18 protein-coding genes, 3 tRNA genes, 3 rRNA genes and 1 other RNA gene are annotated in these 23,403 nt (G+C 51.4%); 14 read left to right on the plus strand and 11 right to left on the minus strand.

Going from position 1 to position 23,403, the window contains the following annotated elements:
* Position 1: 1 nt before the first annotated feature.
* Positions 2-1,921: a molecular chaperone DnaK gene (gene dnaK, locus NCTC9997_RS11925; protein ID WP_010864450.1), complete on the minus strand. Its 1,920-nt coding sequence runs from the start codon at positions 1,919-1,921 to the stop codon at positions 2-4.
* Between the two features lie 358 nt (positions 1,922-2,279).
* On the opposite strand from dnaK, the gene NCTC9997_RS11930 reads away from it, so the two are divergent.
* Positions 2,280-2,879: an acetate uptake transporter gene (locus tag NCTC9997_RS11930; RefSeq protein WP_197665205.1), complete on the plus strand. Its 600-nt coding sequence runs from the start codon at positions 2,280-2,282 to the stop codon at positions 2,877-2,879.
* A 138-nt stretch (positions 2,880-3,017) separates the two neighbouring features.
* Here NCTC9997_RS11930 and grpE read toward each other — a convergent pair whose 3' ends face one another.
* The gene (gene grpE / locus NCTC9997_RS11935; protein ID WP_010864452.1) at positions 3,018-3,608 is read right to left on the minus strand and encodes a nucleotide exchange factor GrpE; all 591 of its coding nucleotides are present in this window, start codon (positions 3,606-3,608) and stop codon (positions 3,018-3,020) included.
* Between the two features lie 139 nt (positions 3,609-3,747).
* Here grpE and nadK point away from each other — a divergent pair, with 139 nt between their 5' ends.
* The 3 genes from nadK to bamE all read left to right on the plus strand — a co-directional run bounded on the left by nadK (position 3,748) and on the right by bamE (position 6,872).
* Complete coding sequence (nadK, locus tag NCTC9997_RS11940; protein WP_010864453.1) at positions 3,748-4,629, plus strand: NAD(+) kinase; 882 nt, start codon at positions 3,748-3,750, stop codon at positions 4,627-4,629.
* 136 nt (positions 4,630-4,765) lie between these two features.
* On the plus strand, positions 4,766-6,427 hold the full coding sequence (gene recN, locus NCTC9997_RS11945; RefSeq protein ID WP_064978143.1) for a DNA repair protein RecN: 1,662 nt from the start codon (positions 4,766-4,768) through the stop codon (positions 6,425-6,427).
* Positions 6,428-6,518: 91 nt separating this feature from the next.
* On the plus strand, positions 6,519-6,872 hold the full coding sequence (gene bamE, locus NCTC9997_RS11950; RefSeq protein WP_010864455.1) for an outer membrane protein assembly factor BamE: 354 nt from the start codon (positions 6,519-6,521) through the stop codon (positions 6,870-6,872).
* 209 nt (positions 6,873-7,081) lie between these two features.
* Here the strand turns inward: bamE and NCTC9997_RS11955 are convergent, their stop codons facing one another.
* Both NCTC9997_RS11955 and NCTC9997_RS11960 read right to left on the minus strand, forming a co-directional pair.
* A complete protein-coding gene (locus tag NCTC9997_RS11955; RefSeq protein ID WP_010864456.1) occupies positions 7,082-7,372 on the minus strand; it encodes an RnfH family protein in 291 nt (96 codons plus the stop codon).
* Positions 7,365-7,799 carry a type II toxin-antitoxin system RatA family toxin gene (locus tag NCTC9997_RS11960; RefSeq protein ID WP_010864457.1) on the minus strand — a complete coding sequence of 145 codons (435 nt, stop codon included), beginning with the start codon at positions 7,797-7,799 and terminating at the stop codon, positions 7,365-7,367. The genes NCTC9997_RS11955 and NCTC9997_RS11960 overlap by 8 nt, the downstream gene beginning before the upstream one ends.
* 146 nt (positions 7,800-7,945) lie before the next feature.
* Here NCTC9997_RS11960 and smpB point away from each other — a divergent pair, with 146 nt between their 5' ends.
* From smpB to NCTC9997_RS11980, 4 genes are all read left to right on the plus strand, one after another.
* Positions 7,946-8,431, plus strand: coding sequence for an SsrA-binding protein SmpB (gene smpB, locus NCTC9997_RS11965; protein ID WP_010864458.1), 486 nt, complete (start codon positions 7,946-7,948; stop codon positions 8,429-8,431).
* A gap of 80 nt (positions 8,432-8,511) precedes the next feature.
* Positions 8,512-8,875: a transfer-messenger RNA gene (ssrA, locus tag NCTC9997_RS11970) on the plus strand.
* Between the two features lie 266 nt (positions 8,876-9,141).
* Entirely contained in the window at positions 9,142-10,668 is a 1,527-nt protein-coding gene (locus tag NCTC9997_RS11975; RefSeq protein WP_064978144.1) for an EAL domain-containing protein, read from the plus strand.
* A gap of 12 nt (positions 10,669-10,680) precedes the next feature.
* Positions 10,681-10,962, plus strand: a complete 282-nt coding sequence (locus NCTC9997_RS11980; protein ID WP_156669267.1) for a hypothetical protein — start codon at positions 10,681-10,683, stop codon at positions 10,960-10,962.
* Between the two features lie 34 nt (positions 10,963-10,996).
* Here NCTC9997_RS11980 and NCTC9997_RS11985 read toward each other — a convergent pair.
* The 7 genes from NCTC9997_RS11985 to gmhB form a co-directional block, all read right to left on the minus strand.
* Positions 10,997-11,072, minus strand: a tRNA-Trp gene (locus NCTC9997_RS11985).
* 7 nt (positions 11,073-11,079) lie between these two features.
* Positions 11,080-11,156 (minus strand) — tRNA-Asp (locus NCTC9997_RS11990).
* Positions 11,157-11,202: 46 nt separating this feature from the next.
* A 5S ribosomal RNA gene (rrf, locus tag NCTC9997_RS11995) occupies positions 11,203-11,318 on the minus strand.
* 145 nt (positions 11,319-11,463) lie between these two features.
* A 23S ribosomal RNA gene (locus NCTC9997_RS12000) occupies positions 11,464-14,367 on the minus strand.
* Positions 14,368-14,496: 129 nt separating this feature from the next.
* Positions 14,497-14,572: transfer RNA gene (locus NCTC9997_RS12005), tRNA-Glu, on the minus strand.
* A gap of 57 nt (positions 14,573-14,629) precedes the next feature.
* A 16S ribosomal RNA gene (locus tag NCTC9997_RS12010) occupies positions 14,630-16,171 on the minus strand.
* Together the 16S, 23S and 5S rRNA genes with 3 tRNA genes alongside form the textbook arrangement of a ribosomal RNA operon.
* Positions 16,172-16,528: 357 nt before the next feature.
* Positions 16,529-17,089: a D-glycero-beta-D-manno-heptose 1,7-bisphosphate 7-phosphatase gene (gmhB, locus tag NCTC9997_RS12015; protein WP_230403538.1), complete on the minus strand. Its 561-nt coding sequence runs from the start codon at positions 17,087-17,089 to the stop codon at positions 16,529-16,531.
* A gap of 402 nt (positions 17,090-17,491) precedes the next feature.
* Here gmhB and metN point away from each other — a divergent pair, with 402 nt between their 5' ends.
* The 6 genes from metN (at position 17,492) to proS (ending at position 23,248) form a co-directional block, all read left to right on the plus strand.
* Complete coding sequence (gene metN / locus NCTC9997_RS12020) at positions 17,492-18,535, plus strand: methionine ABC transporter ATP-binding protein MetN (RefSeq protein WP_064978147.1); 1,044 nt, start codon at positions 17,492-17,494, stop codon at positions 18,533-18,535.
* On the plus strand, positions 18,516-19,169 hold the full coding sequence (locus tag NCTC9997_RS12025; RefSeq protein WP_052181467.1) for a methionine ABC transporter permease: 654 nt from the start codon (positions 18,516-18,518) through the stop codon (positions 19,167-19,169). The genes metN and NCTC9997_RS12025 overlap by 20 nt, the downstream gene beginning before the upstream one ends.
* Before the next feature lie 102 nt (positions 19,170-19,271).
* Positions 19,272-20,081 (plus strand): MetQ/NlpA family lipoprotein, encoded by an 810-nt coding sequence (locus tag NCTC9997_RS12030; protein WP_064978148.1) that lies wholly within the window; start codon positions 19,272-19,274, stop codon positions 20,079-20,081.
* 230 nt (positions 20,082-20,311) lie between these two features.
* The gene (gene rcsF, locus NCTC9997_RS12035) at positions 20,312-20,689 is read left to right on the plus strand and encodes an Rcs stress response system protein RcsF (protein ID WP_064978149.1); all 378 of its coding nucleotides are present in this window, start codon (positions 20,312-20,314) and stop codon (positions 20,687-20,689) included.
* 36 nt (positions 20,690-20,725) lie between these two features.
* Positions 20,726-21,442: a tRNA (N6-threonylcarbamoyladenosine(37)-N6)-methyltransferase TrmO gene (gene tsaA / locus NCTC9997_RS12040; protein WP_230405867.1), complete on the plus strand. Its 717-nt coding sequence runs from the start codon at positions 20,726-20,728 to the stop codon at positions 21,440-21,442.
* Positions 21,443-21,529: 87 nt separating this feature from the next.
* A complete protein-coding gene (gene proS, locus NCTC9997_RS12045) occupies positions 21,530-23,248 on the plus strand; it encodes a proline--tRNA ligase (RefSeq protein WP_064978151.1) in 1,719 nt (572 codons plus the stop codon).
* Positions 23,249-23,403: the final 155 nt, after the last annotated feature.

Here is a 23,403-nt window from a genome sequence, read left to right on the forward strand (position 1 = left end):
ATTATTTTTTGTCTTTAACTTCTTCGAACTCAGCGTCAACAACGTCATCGTCTTGTTTTGCTGAGCCGGTATCCGCGCCGGATTGAGCCTGAGCTTGTGCTTGCGCTTCTTGCTGGCCCAGTTCCATCAGCTTGGCAGATGCTTCAACCAGAGCTTGAATTTTCGCTTCGATGTCGGCTTTATCTTCGCCTTTCGCCGCTTTTTCCAGCGCAGTCAGCGCTTCTTCGATCTTGGTCTTTTCATCTGCTGGCAGCTTGTCACCCAGCTCGGTGATTTGCTTACGGGTACCGTGGATCAGGTGATCCGCTTGGTTACGGGTCTGTACCAGCTCTTCAAACTTACGGTCAGCATCCGCGTTAGCTTCAGCATCACGTACCATTTGTTGGATTTCTTCATCGCTCAGACCAGAAGATGCCTTGATGGTGATCTTCTGCTCACGACCGGTGTTCTTGTCTTTAGCAGACACGTGCAGGATACCGTCGGCATCGATATCGAAGGTGACTTCGATCTGCGCTGTACCACGTGGTCCTGGCTGGATACCTTCTAAGTTGAACTGACCCAGAGACTTGTTATCACCGGCACGCTTACGCTCACCCTGCAGAACATGGATGGTTACTGCAGTTTGGTTGTCCTCAGCAGTAGAGAACACTTGGCTGTGCTTGGTCGGGATAGTGGTGTTCTTCTCGATCAGCTTGGTCATCACGCTGCCCATGGTTTCGATACCCAGAGACAGAGGTGTTACGTCCAGCAGCAGTACGTCTTTCACATCACCGGCCAGAACACCACCTTGAACCGCCGCACCGATAGCTACTGCTTCGTCTGGGTTCACGTCTTTACGTGGCTCTTTACCAAAGAATTCAGCAACTTTCTTCTGAACCATTGGCATACGAGTCTGACCACCCACCAAGATCACATCATCGATCTCAGAAACAGACAGGCCGGCATCCTGCAGCGCAACTTTCAGTGGCTCCAGAGAACGCTGAACCAGATCTTCAACCAGTGATTCCAGTTTGGCACGGGTCACTTTGATGTTCATGTGCTTAGGACCGGTGGCATCTGCAGTGATGTACGGCAGGTTCACGTCGGTCTGCTGTGCAGAAGACAGCTCGATCTTGGCTTTTTCTGCTGCTTCTTTCAGACGCTGCATCGCCAGTGGATCGTTACGCAGGTCGATACCCTGCTCTTTCTTGAATTCGTCTACCAGATAGTTGATCAGACGGTTATCGAAGTCTTCACCACCTAAGTGAGTATCACCGTTGGTTGCCAGTACTTCGAAAGTCTTGTCGCCATCCATCTCGTTGATTTCGATAATGGAGATATCGAAAGTACCACCACCTAAGTCGTACACAGCGATGGTGTGATCACCACCTTCTTTGTCCAGACCGTAAGCCAGTGCCGCAGCAGTTGGTTCGTTGATGATACGTTTTACTTCCAGACCTGCGATACGGCCGGCATCTTTGGTTGCCTGACGCTGCGCATCGTTAAAGTAAGCAGGTACGGTGATAACAGCTTCAGTGACTGGCTCACCCAGGAAGTCTTCTGCTGTTTTCTTCATTTTCTTCAGAACTTCAGCAGACACTTGTGGTGGCGCCATTTTCTGGCCTTTCGCTTCTACCCACGCATCGCCATTGTCCGCTTGAACAATTTTGAATGGCATGATGCTTTCGTCGCGCTGAACTTCTTCGTCAGTGAAACGACGACCGATCAGACGCTTGATAGCAAACAGTGTGTTTTGCGGGTTAGTTACTGCCTGACGTTTTGCCGGTTGACCTACCAGGATTTCACCGTCTTGAGTGTAAGCGATGATGGAAGGCGTGGTGCGATCACCTTCGCTGTTCTCAATAACACGTGGCTTGTCACCATCCATGATGGCAACACAGGAGTTGGTAGTACCCAGGTCAATACCGATAATCTTGCCCATAGTGCATCTCCAAAACTTTAACTTAAATTCTGTTTAATCCGGGCTAAGCCAGTCCACATTCTTGTCTGTGTACTCTTAGGCTCACCCGTCGCTCTTGCGGTTGATTAATAAGTGGGGTCGCATTTTTGAACCTCAAGGGGGAGAAGCGAAATTTTTTTAATTTTTTTTGCCCCCCGCAGTGAAACTGGACGACCGGGTATTTTTTCAACCGTGTATTGATTATTTCAACAATAAACGTATCATTCGCGCGCGCAGTTAAGCGCATTAAAATTTTCTTACATTTTCCCCTAATTTTTATTTTCCGACGGTATACCGTCTTTTTTTGGGTATTGGTGTAAACCAATCAAAGGAGAACTTCGTGTCCAACTGCAATCTGGCCAATCCGGCTCCTCTCGGTCTGATGGGTTTCGGTATGACCACCGTGCTGCTGAACATTCACAACGCCGGTTTCTTCCCTGTCAGCGCCATGATCATGACCATGGGTATTTTCTACGGCGGCTTAGCGCAGGTTATCGTCGGGATTATGTGCTTTAAGAAAGGGGATACCTTCGGAACAACCGCATTTACCTCTTACGGTCTGTTCTGGCTGACGCTGGTATTCCTGTGGCTGCTGCCAGCGATGGGTCTGACCGCACCAACTGAACACGCGTTCATGGGTCTGTACCTGGGCATGTGGGGCATCTTCACCCTGTTCATGTTCTTCGGTAGCCTGAAATACTGCCGCGCAAAGCAATTCGTCTTTGCCAGCCTGACCGTGCTGTTCTTCCTGCTGGCGGCGCGTGACCTGACCGGTAGTGAACTGATCGGTACCATTGCTGGCTTCGAAGGCATCATCTGTGGCTTCAGCGCAATCTACTTTGCGATGGCTCAAGTGCTGAACGAAACCTATGGCCGTACCGTACTGCCTGTAGGTGAGCTGAAAAAAACTCAGCCAGCGGCGCAGCTGCAAACCGCGTAATTAGCGCCTCTACACGTTATCCATAAAAAAGAGCACCCTCGCGGTGCTCTTTTTTTATTCACAGTCTGCAACGAAGATCAGCGATATTCCGCAGACTTAGACACTGACTCACGCGCTAACGTGAGTCAGTAACGGCCATTAAGCCTGAGTATCGACGCTGTTACCCTTGGATACCATCACCATCGCTGGACGGATCAGACGACCGTTCAGGGTATAGCCTTTTTGCAGCACCATCACGATGTGATTGGCTGGATGTTCGGCAGATTCCACCATGCTCATCGCCTGATGCACATCAGGGTTGAATGGGCAGCCAACTTGGTCAACAGGCTCAACACCGAACTTGTTCATCGCGCTGTACAGTGATTTCAAGGTCAGCTCAACGCCTTCAATCATGGCGTGCAGATCGGTGTTTTGCTTGTCAGCCAGCTCAACGGCGCGCTCCAAGCTATCGATGACCGGCAGCAGCTCGTTAGCAAACTTCTCCAGCGCAAACTTGTGCGCCTTCTCGACATCTTGCTCAGCACGACGACGGATGTTGTCAACTTCAGCGCGCGCGCGCAAAACACTATCACGCTCATTGCTTTTGGCTGCATCCAGCTCTTTTTCCAGCTCAGCGATACGGGCATCGCGCGGATCAGCACTCACTTCCAGCTCAGTTTCTTCAGCAGACATCGCAGCTTGCTCGGCTTCAGTCTGTTCAGTTTGTGGATTAATCTCTTGTTGGCTCATGAATTTCTCCGCGATTTGGCATTCTCAACCTTAGTTAGCTTATTATGGGGACGAAAAGCGGTGATTCAAGGGTAAAATCCCGGCCAACGGCCGCCGGATTATCCGGCCGAGATCTCAGTTACAGCGAAAAGGCACAAAAATGAATTCAGGATTTACATGTATAGCTCTGGTTGGTCGTCCTCGCCATCAAGCTGGACTAGCAACTCATGAGACCCTATATCGCTGGCTGACGGCTCAAGGCTACCATGTTCTGTTAGAGCGCCAAGTCGCTCATGCCCTGCAAATCACCGATGCGAACACCGCCAGCTTGACCGAAATTGGCCAGCAGGCTGACCTCGCGGTGGTTATTGGGGGGGATGGCAATATGTTGGGTGCCGCACGGGTATTAGCGCGCTACGGTGTGGCGATGATTGGTGTCAACCGCGGTAACTTGGGCTTTTTAACCGATCTCGACCCAGAAAATGCACAAACTCAGTTAAGCGAAGTGCTGGCCGGTGATTACCTCACCGAAGACCGCTTTTTACTGGAAGCGGAAGTGTTCAGTGGCGATCGCCCTAAACGCGCCAGCAGCGCCATCAACGAAGCAGTGCTGCACCCCGGTAAAGTCGCGCACATGATAGAGTTTGAGGTTTACATCGATAACCGCTTTGCGTTTTCCCAACGCTCCGATGGCCTGATTATCTCGACCCCAACCGGCTCCACCGCCTACTCACTGTCCGCTGGCGGCCCCATCCTGACCCCGAATCTGGATGCCATCACCTTGGTGCCGATGTTCCCGCATACCCTGTCCGCGCGCCCGTTGGTGATCGACAGCAACAGCCACATTCGATTGCGCTTTTCCCAAGGCACCACTAGCACGCTGGAAATCAGCTGCGACAGCCAAATTGCCCTGCCTATCCAGCAAGGCGATGAAGTGGTGATCCGCAAAAGCCCGCACCGCCTGCGCCTCATTCACCCTAAAGAGTACAACTACTTCAATATTCTTAGCAGCAAGCTAGGGTGGTCGAAAAAGCTGTTTTAAATCGTCACAACCCTGACCTCGCCTCTTAGAGTCCGAGTAACCAGCGGGAATCTTGCCGTGCAGATCTTTACTGTATACAAAACCAGTATATACTGTCTTTGTATACAGTAATGGATATTTGCACAGAGGCTCTCCGATGCTGGCTCAATTAACCGTCAATAATTTTGCTATCGTGCGTGAACTGGCGATGGATTTCCATGCCGGAATGACCACCATTACCGGCGAAACCGGTGCCGGTAAATCCATCGCCATTGATGCGTTAGGATTATGTCTCGGAGAGCGTGCAGAAGCGGCAATGGTGCGCGCAGATGCCAAGCGCGCTGAAGTATCGGCCAGCTTTTTATTGCAAGGCAACCCAGCCGCCCGCCGCTGGTTGGAAGATAACCAACTGGATGAAGGCGATGACTGTATCCTGCGCCGCGTGATCAGCGCTGATGGGCGCTCGAAAGCCTTTATTAACGGCACGCCAGTGCCCGCCTCACAGCTGCGCGACTTAGGCCAACACCTGATTCATATTCACGGTCAGCATGCCCACCAGCGTCTGCTCAAGCCCGATTATCAGCTGCAATTACTGGATGCCTATGCTGGTCACCAAGGGCTGCTGGATGAAATGCGTCAGGCTTATCAAACCTGGCGCGAACAAAAAAATGCCCTCAAAGCCTTCGAGCAAAACCGCAGCGAGCGCGAAGCTCGTCTGCAACTGCTGCAATATCAAGTCAAAGAGCTGGATGAGTTCGCACTGCAAATCGGTGAGTTTCAGCAAATTGATGAGGAGTATAAGCGGCTGTCCAACAGCGGTGAGCTGCTGCAACTGAGCGGTGAATCCTTACAGATTTTGTACGAAGCGGATGAAAACAGCATTTTGAGTCTGATGCGTTTAGCCGAGCAGCGCGTCAGTCAGTCTGCCGAGTTGGATCCGCAGCTGCAACCGCTGGTACACATGCTGGAAGAAGCAACCATCCAACTGCAAGAAGTCAGCGATGAACTGCGCCACTATTTAGACCGCCTCGATCTAGACCCGCAGCGTCTGCAATATCTGGAGCAGCGCTTAGCCAAAGCGGTGCAGCTGGCACGTAAGCATCATATTCAACCCGATGAGCTGCCGGAGCTGCATCAAAGCATCCGCGATGAGCTCGATACTTTGCGCGAACAAGATCTCGATAGCGAGCAGCTCGAGCTGCGTGAACAAGCCTACCGCGAAGCGATGCTACACAGCGCCGAGAAACTCAGCCAGAGCCGTCAACGCTATGCCGGTGAGTTGGCGAGCCTCATCACCCGTAGCATGCGCGAGCTGTCGATGGAAAATGGCAATTTCTTTATTGAACTCAACGCCAGCGAGCAGCGTCTGACGCCGCTTGGCTTTGATCACATTGAATTTACCGTCACCACCAACCCCGGCCAACCGGCACAAGCACTGGGCAAAGTAGCATCGGGGGGCGAACTGTCACGGATTTCACTGGCAATTCAGGTGATCACCGCACGTAAAGTCGATACTCCTAGCCTGATTTTCGATGAAGTGGATGTGGGGATCAGCGGCCCAACCGCCGCGATTGTCGGCAAGCTGCTGCGTCAGCTCGGCGAGTCCACCCAAGTGTTGTGTGTCACCCACCTGCCGCAGGTCGCCGGTTGTGGCCATAATCACTATTTTGTCAGCAAGTTCACCGATGGCCAGATGACTGAAACGCGGATGACTTTACTTAGTAACGAAGCGCGCTTGAATGAACTGGCCCGCTTGCTTGGCGGCAGCCAAATCACAGAGAATACCCTCGCCAATGCGCGTGAACTGCTGGCAGCGTGATCCGGTCGCACAGATCACATATCTGTTTTTACTTTAGCGTCCGGGTTGATTATTATCACGGGTAACTCGTTTACAGGAATACTGACTCGCTATGCGCTGTAAAACACTGATTACTGCATGTCTGCTGACCATGCTCACCGCAGGTTGCTCCACGGTCGAAAAAGTGGTGTACCGCATTGATGTGGACCAGGGTAACTACCTGGAGCAAAAGGATGTCGCACAGCTGCGACAGGGAATGAACAAAGATCAGGTGCTGTATCTGCTCGGTACGCCACTGCTCAATGATCCATTTGGCAGCGATACGTGGTACTACGTGTTCCGCCAGCAAAAAGGCCACGATGCACCAACCCAGCAAACACTGGTTTTGAGCTTCGACAGCCAAGGACTGCTGAGTCAGATTAAAAATCAAGACCAACTGCCCGCTAACCTCGAGCACAATAGCTAATTAGCAGCCGCGAACTCTTGATTACCACGCTGGCGAGAAAAACCACGTCAGAAAAGAAAATAGAAAAAAACCGGTCCGAGTCATTGCTGACTTACTAAGACCGGTTTTTCTTTATCTTTTATCTGGCTTTTATTGTTTGTCGACTATTGTTTTACCAACAGTCACGTGTTTATCGACAGCCATGCAGCGCATCACGATGAGAAAACAAACTAGGCGTTTTTCTTCGCCCGCTCGGCACGCAGACGACGCATCTCTTTCGGATCGGCCAGTAAAGGACGATAAATCTCGATTCGATCACCGTCATGTACACGATCGGAAAGCTTAACCATCCGGCTGTACACACCAACACGATTGACCCGCAAATCGATATCCGGGCACATCTGTAATATCCCCGAGCGCAGAATAATCTCTTCCACCGTGGCCGTATCCGGCACCGACAAACTTAATACGCGTTGTACATTCGGCAAGGCATACGCGACTTCCACATGAATCTCAGCCACCGTACACCTCCTTCGCGCGCGAGGTAAATGCATTAACCATATTACCGGCCAGCTCTTTAAAGATCCGGCCAAATGCCGCTTCTACCAGCACACTGGTAAATTCGAAGTCCAGATGCAGCTCCACTTTACACGCATCCTCACTGAGCGCAGTAAAATGCCAACCACCGCTGAGCTTACGAAACGGACCATCGACCAGATTCATCTGAATTTTCTGATTTTGCTGTAACGTATTTTTCGTCACAAAGGTCTTGCTGATCCCGGCCTTCGACACATCCACTGCCGCGGTCATCTCATCTGACGCCTGCGACAAAATCCGGCTGCCAACACACCCGGGCAAAAACGCTGGATACGCACTCACATCATTGACCAGTGTATACATCTGCTCAGCACTGAACGGAACCAGCGCCGAACGACTGATCTGGGGCATAGCAATACCTCACAACACAAAAAACGCCCCGATCATAGCATTCAATTTCACACTCCCAAAGTCAGAGATGGTTCATCACCGGTAAAAGACGGTAGAATAGCAACCATATTCAAAGCATCAGGCTCGGCCTGAGTTAAGGTGGTCTTATGACAAAGAAAAATGCCAATAAAAAAGCGGGGTCGTCGACCATTGCGTTAAACAAACGAGCCCGCCACGAATATTTTATCGAAAATGACATGGAAGCCGGCCTGTCACTGCAAGGCTGGGAAGTCAAATCACTGCGTGCGGGCAAAGCCAACATCAGTGAAAGCTACGTATTGCTAAAAGACGGCGAGGCCTTTTTATTTGGCTCGACCATCAACCCGCTGTCTGTCGCGTCCAGCCATGTCGTGTGCGATCCAACCCGCACCCGCAAATTGCTGCTCAAGCAGCGCGAGCTGGATGTTCTGTATGGCAGCGTCAACCGCGATGGTTATACCTTGATGCCACTGAGCCTGTACTGGAAAGGGCCATGGGTGAAGGTCAAAATCGGTCTGGCCAAAGGTAAAAAACTGCATGATAAACGTGCGGATATCAAAGATCGCGAATGGCAAGTGGCCAAAGAGCGGATCATGAAGCACGCAGGGCGCTAATCCAGCACTTTTTTAGCATTATTTAATGCGATAAGTTGACGCATCACTAAAAGATTCTGGTATACTCAGAATCACAACTTGGGGCTGATTTTGGATTCGACGGGATTGGCGAAACCCAAGGTGCATGCCGAGGTGCGGTAGGCCTCGTTAACAAACCGCAAAAAATAGTCGCAAACGACGAAAACTACGCACTAGCAGCTTAATAACCTGCATAGAGCCCTCTCTCCCTAGCCTCCGCTCGTAGGACGGGGATCAAGAGAGGTCAAACCAAAACGAGATCGCGTGGAAGCCTTGCCCGGGGCGGAAGCGTTAAATCTAATCGGGATAGTCTATCAGTGGCGTGTCTGTCCGCAGCTGGTCGGCGAATGTAAAGACTAGACTAAGCATGTAGTACCGACGGCGTAGTAATTTCGGACGCGGGTTCAACTCCCGCCAGCTCCACCAATCGATTGGAAGGGCGATAACTCATTGAGTTATCGCCCTTTTTGCATCTATTCCTCTGCTTAACACCAATATCCAGCCCTCTCTAGTGCTCCAACAGCCACAGAGCAATGCACAGGCCGCGCGCCTAGAGATTATCTTCCTTTATTAAGATCACAATATTTCGGCGAAAACTTACCAAAATCAGGCAAACAGGCGTAGCCTAAAAATATCTTACGGACCGCTGTTTTTGATTAAATGCACCATCTGTATGGCTAAGGAGCCGTTACATGCTCAATCGCCTGAGCCATAAACTCACGCTATGTATTGCGATTATCCTCATCCCATTTTCCTTACTGCTATGGCTGATGTACAGCGACTACATTCGACAGATCAACCACGATGCAGAGTACACCGCTAAAAAAACTACCGAAGCCGTCAATGGTCTATTAAGCTATGCTGAACAAGCTAATCAGACCATTTTGGCTAAGCCGCATGATTTGGCCCAATGCGATAACATTGTACTAGCGTTACGCAAACAAGTTGCCACCGTACCTTATGTTCGCTCAGTCAATCTAGCGCAACACGGTGCAATTTACTGCTCATCTCTATATGGCGCGGTACACGTTCAAGATGAATATACGCGCTACCATAATGGCAAACTGCTGCTACTTCCAGGCACCTTGGTCAAATCAAACTATCCTCTGATCGTTGTGCGCAACACGAAAGGAAATATCGCCGTCCTCAGCAGTATCGGCAGCATCTATTTTCAGAGTATCCTGCAACAGCAGGAAAGTCCGGAGCTATTGATAGCGCTTCGCATTGATGATCATTGGCTATCGAAAGACGGGAAGTTCAGTACTCAAAACCCATTCGCGCATGGGATCAATCACCGCACATATCTATCTTCTGCCTTCCCGTTTGCCATCGAGACCTCACTCAACTATCCCTCATTCTGGCAAGCCTTTTGGCACAATAACCAACCCTATATCTGGGGGTTATTCCTCCTTCTTTGCGCCTTCAGCGCCGGCATTGGTTATTTGTTGAATAAGCCTTACCCTTTTTCCACCGAACTAAAACGAGCCCTGCTGAATAACGAATTTATTCCATATGCACAAACCATCATTGATGCCAAAACTCGGCAAGTGATCGGTATTGAAGTCCTCATGCGCTGGAAGCATCCGCAACAAGGCTTGATCCGTCCAGATCTGTTTATACCGCAAGCTGAAGAATCAGATCTGATCATTCCGATGACCAGCGCGTTATTCAAGCAATCCGCCAGCGTACTCTCTCGTTATCAACAACAGCTACCGGCAGAGTTTCACATTGGCTTTAATATTACCGCTCGTCATTGCCAGCATCAGAGCCTCCTAGATGATGTGCAGGTCTTCTTGCACACCATCCAAGGTACGGATATCAAATTAGTCCTAGAACTCACTGAGCGCCAAGCTATCGAGCATACCGCCGATACAGCAGCGCTTTTTGATGCTTTACAGGCATTAGGGGTGATCTTAGCCATTGACGATTTTGGTACCGGCCACTCGACACTGAATTATTTTCAATATCTGCATGTTGGCAGTCTCAAAATTGACCGCTCTTTTGTGAATCAAATTGGGGAAGGCTCATTATCTGAACATATCATCGAGAATATCGTCGATCTTGGGCACCGCTTATCTCTGGCCATGGTGGCAGAAGGCGTCGAAACAGAACAACAAGCGCAATATCTCACGGAACGAAATGTGACTTATCTACAAGGTTATCTCTTTAGTAAACCAGCACCACTTGAGCAGGTACTCGCATCACTTATTCACTCATAGGATTATGCAGGAATGCAGGAATGCAGGAATGCAGGAATGCAGGAATGCAGGAATGCAGGAATGCAGGAATGCAGGAATGCAGGAATGCAGGAATGCAGGAATGCAGGAATGCAGGAATGCAGGAATGCAGGAATGCAGGAATGCAGGAATGCAGGAATGCAGGAATGCAGGAATGCAGGAATGCAGGAATGCAGGAATGCAGGAATGCAGGAATGCAGGAATGCAGGAATGCAGGAATGCAGGAATGCAGGAATGCAGGAATGCAGGAATGCAGGAATGGTGTTCGATACATAATAAAAAAGCCAGCATTTCTGCTGGCTTTTTTATCTGGCAGGGGCGGAGGGACTCGAACCCCCAACATTCGGTTTTGGAGACCGACGCTCTACCAATTGAACTACGCCCCTAAATCAGTGGCGGTGCGGACGGGACTCGAACCCGCGACCCCCGGCGTGACAGGCCGGTATTCTAACCAACTGAACTACCGCACCACCGATTCTTTTTCCAACCCAATCAGTATAGGTTGCTAAATTTAATGCCTGGCAGTTCCCTACTCTCGCATGGGGAGACCCCACACTACCATCGGCGCTACGGCGTTTCACTTCTGAGTTCGGCATGGAGTCAGGTGGGACCACCGCGCTATCGCCGCCAGGCAAATTCTGTTTCTCTATCGCGTACACACTATGTTGTTGTGTCTCGCGCCAGAGCTAAAATCTAAAAACAAGCTAAATAACTGATGTATTGTTCTTTTGAACAAGTAACTGTGACTTCATTCTTCCAACATCACTTTGGCGTTGTATGGTTAAGCCTCACGGGCAATTAGTACAGGTTAGCTCAACGTATCGCTACGCTTACACACCCTGCCTATCTACGTCGTAGTCTCCAACAACCCTTTAGGAGGCTTTAAGCCTCAGGGATGACTCATCTCGGGGCAAGTTTCGCGCTTAGATGCTTTCAGCGCTTATCTCTTCCGCATTTAGCTACCCGGCAATGCCACTGGCGTGACAACCGGAACACCAGAGATGCGTCCACTCCGGTCCTCTCGTACTAGGAGCAGCCCCCCTCAATCATCCAACGCCCACGACAGATAGGGACCGAACTGTCTCACGACGTTCTAAACCCAGCTCGCGTACCACTTTAAATGGCGAACAGCCATACCCTTGGGACCAACTTCAGCCCCAGGATGTGATGAGCCGACATCGAGGTGCCAAACACCGCCGTCGATATGAACTCTTGGGCGGTATCAGCCTGTTATCCCCGGAGTACCTTTTATCCGTTGAGCGATGGCCCTTCCATTCAGAACCACCGGATCACTAAGACCTACTTTCGTATCTGCTCGACCTGTCCGTCTCGCAGTTAAGCTAGCTTCTGCCTTTGCACTAACCGCATGATGTCCGACCATGCTTAGCTAACCTTCGTGCTCCTCCGTTACTCTTTAGGAGGAGACCGCCCCAGTCAAACTACCCACCAGACACTGTCCGTATCCCGGATTACGGGACAACGTTAGAACATCAAACATTAAAGGGTGGTATTTCAAGGTCGGCTCCACGCAAACTGGCGTTCACGTTTCAATGCCTCCCACCTATCCTACACATCAAGGCTCAATGTTCAGTGTCAAGCTATAGTAAAGGTTCACGGGGTCTTTCCGTCTTGCCGCGGGTACACTGCATCTTCACAGCGATTTCAATTTCACTGAGTCTCGGGTGGAGACAGCCTGGCCATCATTACGCCATTCGTGCAGGTCGGAACTTACCCGACAAGGAATTTCGCTACCTTAGGACCGTTATAGTTACGGCCGCCGTTTACCGGGGCTTCGATCAAGAGCTTCGCTTTCGCTAACCCCATCAATTAACCTTCCGGCACCGGGCAGGCGTCACACCGTATACGTCCACTTTCGTGTTTGCACAGTGCTGTGTTTTTAATAAACAGTTGCAGCCAGCTGGTATCTTCGACTGAGTTCAGCTCCATCCGCAAGGGACTTCACCTACCATCAGCGTGCCTTCTCCCGAAGTTACGGCACCATTTTGCCTAGTTCCTTCACCCGAGTTCTCTCAAGCGCCTGAGTATTCTCTACCTGACCACCTGTGTCGGTTTGGGGTACGATTTCTGGTAACCTGATGCTTAGAGGCTTTTCCTGGAAGCGTAGTATCAGCTACTTCAGCACCGTAGTGCTTCGTCATCACGCCTCAGTGTTAATGAAAGACCGGATTTGCCTAGTCTCTCCACCTTCACGCTTAAACCGGGACAACCGTCGCCCGGATAGCCTAACTTTCTCCGTCCCCCCTTCGCAGTTACCACAAGTACGGGAATATTAACCCGTTTCCCATCGACTACGCTTTTCAGCCTCGCCTTAGGGGTCGACTCACCCTGCTCCGATTAACGTTGAACAGGAACCCTTGGTCTTCCGGCGAGCGGGCTTTTCACCCGCTTTATCGTTACTTATGTCAGCATTCGCACTTCTGATACGTCCAGCATGCCTCACAGCACACCTTCAACCGCTTACAGAACGCTCCCCTACCCAATAACACCTAAATGTCATTGCCGCAGCTTCGGTGCATGGTTTAGCCCCGTTACATCTTCCGCGCAGGCCGACTCGACTAGTGAGCTATTACGCTTTCTTTAAATGATGGCTGCTTCTAAGCCAACATCCTAGCTGTCTAAGCCTTCCCACATCGTTTCCCACTTAACCATGACTTTGGGACCTTAGCTGGCGGTCTGGGTTGTTTCCCTCTTCACGACGGACGTTAGCACCCGCCGTGTGTCTCCCGGATAGCACTCTACGGTATTCGGAGTTTGCAAAGGGTTGGTAAGTCGGGATGACCCCCTAGCCTTAACAGTGCTCTACCCCCGTAGGTGTTCGTCCGAGGCGCTACCTAAATAGCTTTCGGGGAGAACCAGCTATCTCCCGGTTTGATTGGCCTTTCACCCCCAGCCACAAGTCATCCGCTAATTTTTCAACATTAGTCGGTTCGGTCCTCCAGTTAGTGTTACCCAACCTTCAACCTGCCCATGGCTAGATCACCGGGTTTCGGGTCTACACCTTGCAACTAATTCGCCCTATTAAGACTCGGTTTCCCTACGGCTCCCCTATTCGGTTAACCTCGCTACAAAATGTAAGTCGCTGACCCATTATACAAAAGGTACGCAGTCACACCACGAAGGTGCTCCCACTGCTTGTACGTACACGGTTTCAGGTTCTATTTCACTCCCCTCACAGGGGTTCTTTTCGCCTTTCCCTCACGGTACTGGTTCGCTATCGGTCAGTCAGGAGTATTTAGCCTTGGAGGATGGTCCCCCCATCTTCAAACAGGATACCACGTGTCCCGTCCTACTCATCGAGCTCACAGCAATGCGTCTTCGTGTACGGGGCTATCACCCTGTATCGCCGGACTTTCCAATCCGTTCCACTAACGCATCCACTGATTCAGACTCTGGGCTGCTCCGCGTTCGCTCGCCGCTACTAACGGAATCTCGGTTGATTTCTTTTCCTCGGGGTACTTAGATGTTTCAGTTCTCCCGGTTCGCCTCGTTAAGCTATGGATTCACTTAACGATACCTAAGTTATCTTAGGTGGGTTTCCCCATTCGGACATGGTTGGCTATAGCGCTCCATCCCAGCTCACCAACCCTTTTCGCAGGGTAGCACGTCCTTCATCGCCTCTGACTGCCAAGGCATCCACCGTGTACGCTTAGTCACTTAACCATACAACCCAAAATAATGTCGGGCTGAATGCTAGTCACTAAACTGGTCGTTGCCAGTTTCTCAAGTCGCTTGTTCTTAAGAACTTCAGTTATTTTTCAGCTTGTTTCCAGATTTTTAAAGAGCAATAAGTGGCGTCCCCTAGGGGATTCGAACCCCTGTTACCGCCGTGAAAGGGCGGTGTCCTAGGCCTCTAGACGAAGGGGACGCAACTAAATTCAAACAATCTGTGTGAACACTCAGCTTAAGCGCCAAATATCTCAGGTAAGGAGGTGATCCAACCGCAGGTTCCCCTACGGTTACCTTGTTACGACTTCACCCCAGTCATGAATCACAAAGTGGTAAGCGCCCTCCCGAAGGTTAAGCTACCTACTTCTTTTGCAACCCACTCCCATGGTGTGACGGGCGGTGTGTACAAGGCCCGGGAACGTATTCACCGCGGCATTCTGATCCGCGATTACTAGCGATTCCGACTTCATGGAGTCGAGTTGCAGACTCCAATCCGGACTACGACATACTTTATGGGATTCGCTCACTATCGCTAGCTTGCCGCCCTTTGTATATGCCATTGTAGCACGTGTGTAGCCCTACTCGTAAGGGCCATGATGACTTGACGTCATCCCCACCTTCCTCCGGTTTATCACCGGCAGTCTCCTTTGAGTTCCCGACCGAATCGCTGGCAACAAAGGATAAGGGTTGCGCTCGTTGCGGGACTTAACCCAACATTTCACAACACGAGCTGACGACAGCCATGCAGCACCTGTCTCACAGTTCCCGAAGGCACCAATCCATCTCTGGAAAGTTCTGTGGATGTCAAGAGTAGGTAAGGTTCTTCGCGTTGCATCGAATTAAACCACATGCTCCACCGCTTGTGCGGGCCCCCGTCAATTCATTTGAGTTTTAACCTTGCGGCCGTACTCCCCAGGCGGTCGATTTAACGCGTTAGCTCCGGAAGCCACGCCTCAAGGGCACAACCTCCAAATCGACATCGTTTACAGCGTGGACTACCAGGGTATCTAATCCTGTTTGCTCCCCACGCTTTCGCACCTGAGCGTCAGTCTTTGTCCAGGGGGCCGCCTTCGCCACCGGTATTCCTCCAGATCTCTACGCATTTCACCGCTACACCTGGAATTCTACCCCCCTCTACAAGACTCTAGCTTGCCAGTTTCAAATGCAGTTCCCAAGTTGAGCTCGGGGATTTCACATCTGACTTAACAAACCGCCTGCGTGCGCTTTACGCCCAGTAATTCCGATTAACGCTTGCACCCTCCGTATTACCGCGGCTGCTGGCACGGAGTTAGCCGGTGCTTCTTCTGCGAGTAACGTCAATGCCACTAGGTATTAACTAGTGACCCTTCCTCCCCGCTGAAAGTGCTTTACAACCCTAAGGCCTTCTTCACACACGCGGCATGGCTGCATCAGGCTTGCGCCCATTGTGCAATATTCCCCACTGCTGCCTCCCGTAGGAGTCTGGACCGTGTCTCAGTTCCAGTGTGACTGGTCATTCTCTCAAACCAGTTAGAGATCGTCGCCTTGGTGAGCCATTACCTCACCAACTAGCTAATCCCACCTGGGTTCATCCGATAGCATGAGGTCCGAAGAGCCCCCACTTTGGTCCGTAGACGTTATGCGGTATTAGCTACAGTTTCCCGTAGTTATCCCCCTCTATCGGGCAGATCCCCAGGCATTACTCACCCGTCCGCCGCTCGTCACCCAAGGAGCAAGCTCCTCTGTGTTACCGCTCGACTTGCATGTGTTAGGCCTGCCGCCAGCGTTCAATCTGAGCCATGATCAAACTCTTCAATTTAAAGTTTGTCGCTCGAATAAACTGGCAAATAAATTGTTCAGTCACTCGTTTAACTTAATATCTTTTGGATATCAGCATTCTCAAACGAGTGCCCACACAGATTGTCTGATTAACTTTTTAAAGAGCAGTTGTCGCGCTACGTTTTACTTCGCGTCGACAGGCTGAGAAATTTACTTTCTTCGCCGCACTGAGTCAAGCTTTATTTCACGCTTATTTCAGTGAAGAACTTTCTTTCACTTCAGCAAGAAATTCAATCGCTTGCCGTCTCAACGAGGGCCGCATTATAGGGACTAATTCATCAGAGGCAAGCGATAATTACACTTTTTAAATCGTTCGTTCAAATTTCAAACAAACGTCTTAAAAGCCCAGCGATTTGAGCAGCGCGGGAACATCAGACAGGCTATCTACCACGTGATCGGCCAGTGCTTCGCCCTCTGCAGTGATAGGTTTACCGGTGCGAACCAAAATTTTGGTACCGACGCCTGCTGCTTGCGCTGCTTGCATATCTTCTTTCTTGTCACCGACCATGACGGAAGCGGCCATATCCAGATCCAAGAATTGTTTGGCTTCCAACAACATGCCCGGCTTCGGTTTACGGCAATCACAATCAGCCTTGTACTCACCAATGCCTGCTTCGGCGTGGTGTGGGCAGTAATAGATGCCATCAAGGTCAACGCCACGATCCGCCAAGGACCAATCCATCCACTCGGTCAGGTGCATAAACTGATCTTCACTGAACAAGCCACGGGCAATACCTGACTGGTTGGTTACCAGAACCAAAGCCAGCCCCATCGCCTTCAATTCACGGCAAGCGTCAATAGCGCCATCAATAAAGTCGAAGTTATCACTTTCATATACGTAGCCGTGATCGACATTCAATGTGCCGTCACGATCCAGAAATACAGCTGCTTGTGCCACTGTGGGTACTCTCCAAGGCATTAATGTAGGAAAAATTATCGCATGTTTTAGAGGCAAAGCGTATGGGAAAGCATCGTCGGTACTGATTGCTTCGTGCTGCGCGCTATCTATCACGCTTTCTATATAGATAACGCAATAGCAAGTTATCGGCGTCGCGTAAGAAAACGCAGCTCGCAGCCTTATCCCTCAGTTATCTTTGGTCCCCCTCTTTTGCTCACTGGATTTTGAGTGTACAAATTATTTTAGACGTCTAGACGTAAAAACCCTTGACGATAGACGTCCAGACATCTTAGCATCCGTTATCAGAATGAACATGCATGTTTCCCAGTTGTATATTGTTTGCAACAGCGTTTTGTGCGATAGAAGTCTGTACCCGTTTCTGCATGGAGAGCATGACGTACCATGATCCGACTCAGCCACATAAGTAAAGTATTCCACACCGGTAACCGCACGGTGCATGCGCTGGATGATGTCAGCTTGCATGTTCCCGCAGGGCAGATCTTCGGTGTTATTGGCGCCTCAGGAGCCGGTAAAAGTACGCTGATCCGCTGCGTGAACCTGTTAGAGCGCCCAAGCTCGGGTGAGGTGGTGGTGGATGGCCGCGATATGCTGGCGCTGTCCGATAAGGAATTGACGCAGGCCCGTCGCCACATTGGGATGATTTTTCAGCATTTTAATTTGCTCTCTTCGCGTACCGTATTTGGCAATGTGGCTTTTGCGCTGGAGTTAGAAGGCTGCCCGAAGGCGCAATTACAGCAGCGCGTGACCGAATTACTGGAGCTGGTTGGACTGGCGGACAAGCATGCAAGCTATCCGGCCAATCTGTCTGGCGGGCAAAAACAACGGGTGGCGATCGCCCGAGCGCTGGCTTGTAATCCTAAAGTGTTGCTGTGTGATGAAGCCACCAGCGCATTAGATCCAGCCACCACGCGCTCGATTCTGGGGCTGCTCAAAGACATTAACCGCCGCTTGGGGCTGACCATTTTATTGATCACCCATGAAATGGATGTGGTGAAGCGCATCTGCGATCAGGTGGCGGTGATCAGTGGTGGCCGCCTTATTGAGCAAGGCACGGTCAGTGAAGTGTTCTCGCATCCGAAAACGCCATTGGCGCAGCAGTTTATCCGAGCCACCTTGGATTTGGACATTCCGGCCGATTACGCCGAGCGCTTAACTGCCGCGCCACAAGCCGGATTTTTCCCGCTGGTGCGTTTGGCCTTCTCGGGGCAATCGGTGGATGCGCCGCTGCTGTCGAAGCTCGCTCGTGAGCAAGGCATTGATTGCAATATTTTGTGTGCGCAAATGGATTATGCCGGAGGCGTAAAGTTCGGGGTCATGTTGGCCGAGCTGGAAGGCGATGAGCAGCAATGCCAGCAAGCCATTGATTATTTTACCCAGCATCATGTACAGGTGGAGGTACTCGGTTATGTCGCAAGCCATGCTTGAATTGTTGTTTAAGGCGCTCGGCGAGACCCTCACCATGGTGCTGGTATCCGGTGCGATTGGTTTAGCGCTTGGGATCCCACTCGGTGTAGTGCTGTTTATCAGCAAACCGGGGCAAATCAAAGAACATGCGCTGCTGAATAAAGCACTGGGTACGGTGGTCAATATTGGGCGCTCTATCCCGTTCATTATCCTGATTGTGTCGATCATTCCGCTGACGCGTCTGCTTGTGGGAACCTCGATTGGCACCATGGCGGCAGTTGTGCCGCTAGCGATTGGCGCCACGCCGTTTATCGCCCGATTGGTTGAAGGCGCACTGATGGAGATCCCATCCGGTTTGGTGGAAGCGGCACGTGCTATGGGCGCAAGCCCGCTGCAGATAATTGTCAAAGTGATGCTGCCGGAAGCGCTGCCGGGCATTATCAACGGGATCACCATTACGCTGGTGACCTTGGTGGGCTACTCGGCGATGGCCGGTGCGGTCGGCGGCGGAGGTTTAGGTGATGTGGGGATCCGTTACGGCTACCAGCGTTTTGACGGCACCGTAATGTTAGTCGTCGTCGCTATTTTGGTGCTGTTAGTGCAAATCATCCAAAGTGTGGGAGAGCGTCTGGTTCGCGCCACTGATCATAAATAATACGGCTCATAAATAATCTCGTTCACGTTACATCTCTCCCTTATTGGTACGGCGACACGACGCCATGCCCGGGTTACTAAGATATAAAGAAGGATATCGACAATGACACTGAAGTTTAAAACCCTCGCTCTGGTAAGTGCTCTGGCTGGCAGCTTGTTGCTGACCGCCTGTGGTCAAAAAGAAGCAGACAGCAACAAGATTAAAGTAGGCGTGATCTCTGGCGCAGAAGAGCAAGTGGCAGAAGTCGCCAAGAAAGTGGCAAAGCAGCAATACGGGTTGGATGTGGAGCTGGTGAGTTTCAGTGACTACATTACCCCGAACGCGGCGCTGGCCGATGGCTCCTTGGATGTGAACGCGTTCCAGCATAAGCCGTATCTGGATCAACAAATTGCTGACCGCGGTTACAAGCTGGCTATTGTGGGCAATAGCTTTGTGTACCCGATTGCCGGTTACTCGAAGAAAATTAAAAACGTCAGCGAGCTGGCCGACGGCGCTTCCGTAGCCCTACCGAATGACCCGACTAACTTGGGCCGTTCACTGCTGCTGCTGCAAGCACAAGGTCTGATCAAGCTGAAAGACGGCAGCGGTTTGAACGCAACCTTGCTGGATGTGGTCGACAATCCGAAGAAACTCAAGTTGGTTGAGCTGGAAGCGCCACAGCTGCCACGTTCACTGGATGATGTCGACTTGGCGATCATCAACACCACGTACGCCAGCCAAATTGGTCTGACGCCACCCAAAGATGGCCTGTTTGTTGAAGACAAAGCCTCTCCATACGTCAACCTGATTGTGGCGCGTGAAGACAATAAAGATGCCGAGAACGTACAAAAGTTCGTGAAAGCCTTCCAGACCGAAGAAGTGTATCAAGCGGCTAATGAAGTGTTTAAAGGCGGCGTGGTGAAAGGCTGGTAATCTTCCTTTTCTCGCTTCGCTTTGCTATCCCTCTGATAAGAGCGCCCATGCGGCGCTCTTTTGGTTTGTGGTGCTTTTGTTTACTATTGTCTGATAATGCTTATCTGATAATGGCAGATGGTACGGGGTTTCTTAGCGCCATCAGGCACGCGAGCGTGTTTTTACGCTACAGTTTCCCACGCCATCATTATTTGTGTGCGCTCTTACTTAACCTGAGTACGGATACCGGAATGTCTAAATCGATTCTGTTGTTTGCCGCCGCGACCCTGCTGGCCGGTTGTGCCACCCATTACAATGTGGACAGTAATCTGAATCCACAAAATGTGAAAACCTACTTTGCCCCCAGCACGATCACGCTGTATGAAAAAAGCAGTGAGCTGGAAGGCGTGGAGTATAAGAATATTGGCCATGTACAGGGCGATGTGTGTCAGGCCGATAGCCGTGATAAGCCAGCAAACCTGACCGAAGCGCGCAATGTGACCCTGCGTAAGGTGCAAGAGATGGGCGGCAATGGCTTGCTGCTGAATCAATGCCTGATGCTGACTGGCGTACCGGGCTGTGAGCAACTGGCACTCTGCCAAGGCTCGGCCATTATTGTGAACAAGTAATCTTGATTAACCAGTTGTGAGGTGATGCTGTTGGATCTGTCTCCTGAAACCTTAACCCTGACGCCGATAGGCGTGATCCAATCACCTTATAAAGAAAAGTTTGCCGTACCGCGCCAACCGGGGCTGGTGCAAGATGGCAACGGTGAGCTGCGTTTACTGCCACCCTACAATCAACCGGATGCGGTGCGCGGCCTAGAGCAGTTCAGCCATATCTGGTTGGTGTTTGTGTTTCACCAAACCCAAGAACAAGGCTGGCGTCCTACGGTTCGCCCTCCACGGTTAGGCGGCAATGAGCGCCTAGGGGTATTTGCCACCCGCTCGACCTTTCGCCCAAATCCGATTGGGTTATCCAAAGTCGAGCTGCGCGGCATTAAGGTGCGTGGTGGCGAGGTATATCTGGAGCTCGGCAGCCTCGATTTAGTCGACGGCACCCCTATCTTGGATATCAAACCTTACTTGTCGTATGTGGATAGCGAACCCGATGCACGCGCCGGTTTTGCGCAAGAGGCACCGAAATCTGACATGCAGGTGCTGTTTAGCGCGGCGGCAGAGCAGGTTTTGCAGCAAGAGGCGCACCGCTATCCGCACTTGCGCCGTTTTATCAGCGACGTGCTGGTGCAAGACCCACGCCCGGCCTATCGTAAAAAAGAGACGGATGCGCGCGAATACGCCGTCCATTTATTGGACTTTAATGTCCGCTGGCAGGTCACCGGCACCCAAACCGAGGTGCTGATGATAGAAAAGCGCAGCTGATTTGAGCAAAGAGGCTTTTTGGCCTCTCGTCACACTGCTAAACTAGCCGCTTTCCGATTTTGTCTGAATCACTCACGGAATCTATCCATGCGTACCAGTAATTATCTGCTCTCCACATTGAAGGAGACTCCATCCGATGCGGAAGTGATCAGCCACCAGCTGATGCTCCGTGCCGGCATGATCCGTAAATTAGCCTCCGGCCTGTACACTTGGCTGCCGACCGGTCTGCGCGTACTGAAGAAAGTTGAAAACATCGTACGTGATGAAATGAACAAAGCCGGCGCCATCGAAGTGTCGATGCCGGTGGTTCAGCCGGCTGACCTGTGGGTGGAAACCGGTCGTTGGGAGCAATACGGTCCGGAGCTGCTGCGTATCGCTGACCGTAACGAGCGTCCATTCGTGCTGGGTCCAACCCACGAAGAAGTGATCACTGACCTGATCCGTAACGAAGTGTTCTCCTACAAGCAACTGCCACTGAATCTGTTCCAGATCCAGACCAAGTTCCGTGATGAGATACGTCCACGTTTCGGTGTGATGCGTGCCCGTGAGTTCCTGATGAAGGATGCGTACTCCTTCCATACCTCTCAAGAGTCACTGCAAGTGACTTACGACAAGATGCATGCCGCTTACAGCGCCATCTTCTCGCGTATGGATCTGGATTTCCGCCCAGTGCTGGCTGACACCGGCTCTATCGGTGGTAGCTCTTCACACGAATTCCACGTACTGGCCAAGAGCGGTGAAGATGATATCGCCTTCTCTGATGCATCTGACTACGCGGCTAACGTAGAAATGGCAGAAGCCGTGATGCCTGCGGGCGAGCGTGCTGCACCAAGCGAAGAAATGCGTGTGGTGGATACACCGAATGCCAAAACCATCGCTGAGCTGACTGAGCAGTTCAATCTGCCGGTTGAGAAGACCGTGAAGACACTGGTCGTACGCGCAGCTGAAGATAGCGGCCACAAGCTGGTTGCACTGCTGGTTCGTGGCGACCACGAGCTGAACGAAATCAAAGCGCAGAAACTGCCACTGGTTGCCGATCCGCTGGAAATGGCGGACGAAGCAGAAATCCGCGCCGCGATTGGCGCAGGTCCAGGGTCACTGGGTCCGGTTAATCTGCCACTGCCAATCATTGCCGACCGTGCCGTGATTATGCTGAGCGATTTCGCAGCTGGCGCTAACCAAGATGGTAAGCACCTGTTCGGTATCAACTGGGAGCGTGACCTGCCACTGGCCGACGTAGCGGATATCCGTAACGTGGTTGAGGGCGATCCAAGCCCGGATGGTCACGGTACGCTGCAGATCAAACGCGGTATCGAAGTAGGTCACATCTTCCAGCTGGGTACGAAGTACTCCGAAGCGATGAAAGCCTGCGTGCAGGGCGAAGATGGTCGTAACCAGACCATGCTGATGGGCTGCTACGGTATCGGTGTTTCCCGTGTGGTTGCTGCGGCTATCGAGCAAAACCATGACGAGCGCGGCATTATCTGGCCTGATGCGATTGCTCCGTTCCACGTAGCTATTTTGCCAATGAACATGCACAAGTCTTACCGCGTGCAAGAAGCGGCCGAGAAGCTGTACAACGAGCTGCAAGCGGCCGGTATCGATGTGCTGATGGACGATCGTAAAGAGCGTCCGGGCGTGATGTTTGCTGACATGGAGCTGATGGGTATTCCGCACGTGGTGGTGATCGGTGATCGCAACCTCGACAACAATGAGCTGGAATATAAGCAGCGCCGCAGCGGCGAGAAGCAGATGATCAAGAGTGATGACATTCTGAGCGTACTGCTGGCCAACATTAAGCGCTAATACGCGAGCGCTTACGTCAAAGAGCCTCGTCTCAATGAGACGAGCGCCAAAACCAGAAAACAAGCAACCCCGCCGGAGATCCGTGCGGGGTTCTTTTTTATCTAATAGTTAGCGATATTACAGCGCTAAAGCATCTAGCCTCAGGTTTGACTACC

This window comes from Plesiomonas shigelloides, from assembly GCF_900087055.1.
In the GTDB taxonomy this organism is placed as follows: domain Bacteria; phylum Pseudomonadota; class Gammaproteobacteria; order Enterobacterales; family CAMTGL01; genus Plesiomonas; species Plesiomonas shigelloides.

Coding starts and splice junctions, on each gene's coding strand:
- metN (WP_064978147.1), top strand. CDS start 17,492: ATGATCCGACTCAGCCACATAAGTAAAGTATTCCACACCGGTAACCGC.
- proS (WP_064978151.1), top strand. CDS start 21,530: ATGCGTACCAGTAATTATCTGCTCTCCACATTGAAGGAGACTCCATCC.
- NCTC9997_RS12025 (WP_052181467.1), top strand. CDS start 18,516: ATGTCGCAAGCCATGCTTGAATTGTTGTTTAAGGCGCTCGGCGAGACC.
- dnaK (WP_010864450.1), bottom strand. CDS start 1,921: ATGGGCAAGATTATCGGTATTGACCTGGGTACTACCAACTCCTGTGTT.
- NCTC9997_RS11980 (WP_156669267.1), top strand. CDS start 10,681: ATGCAGGAATGCAGGAATGCAGGAATGCAGGAATGCAGGAATGCAGGA.
- NCTC9997_RS12030 (WP_064978148.1), top strand. CDS start 19,272: ATGACACTGAAGTTTAAAACCCTCGCTCTGGTAAGTGCTCTGGCTGGC.
- bamE (WP_010864455.1), top strand. CDS start 6,519: ATGCGCTGTAAAACACTGATTACTGCATGTCTGCTGACCATGCTCACC.
- rcsF (WP_064978149.1), top strand. CDS start 20,312: ATGTCTAAATCGATTCTGTTGTTTGCCGCCGCGACCCTGCTGGCCGGT.
- NCTC9997_RS11975 (WP_064978144.1), top strand. CDS start 9,142: ATGCTCAATCGCCTGAGCCATAAACTCACGCTATGTATTGCGATTATC.
- grpE (WP_010864452.1), bottom strand. CDS start 3,608: ATGAGCCAACAAGAGATTAATCCACAAACTGAACAGACTGAAGCCGAG.
- recN (WP_064978143.1), top strand. CDS start 4,766: ATGCTGGCTCAATTAACCGTCAATAATTTTGCTATCGTGCGTGAACTG.
- NCTC9997_RS11960 (WP_010864457.1), bottom strand. CDS start 7,799: ATGCCCCAGATCAGTCGTTCGGCGCTGGTTCCGTTCAGTGCTGAGCAG.
- nadK (WP_010864453.1), top strand. CDS start 3,748: ATGAATTCAGGATTTACATGTATAGCTCTGGTTGGTCGTCCTCGCCAT.
- smpB (WP_010864458.1), top strand. CDS start 7,946: ATGACAAAGAAAAATGCCAATAAAAAAGCGGGGTCGTCGACCATTGCG.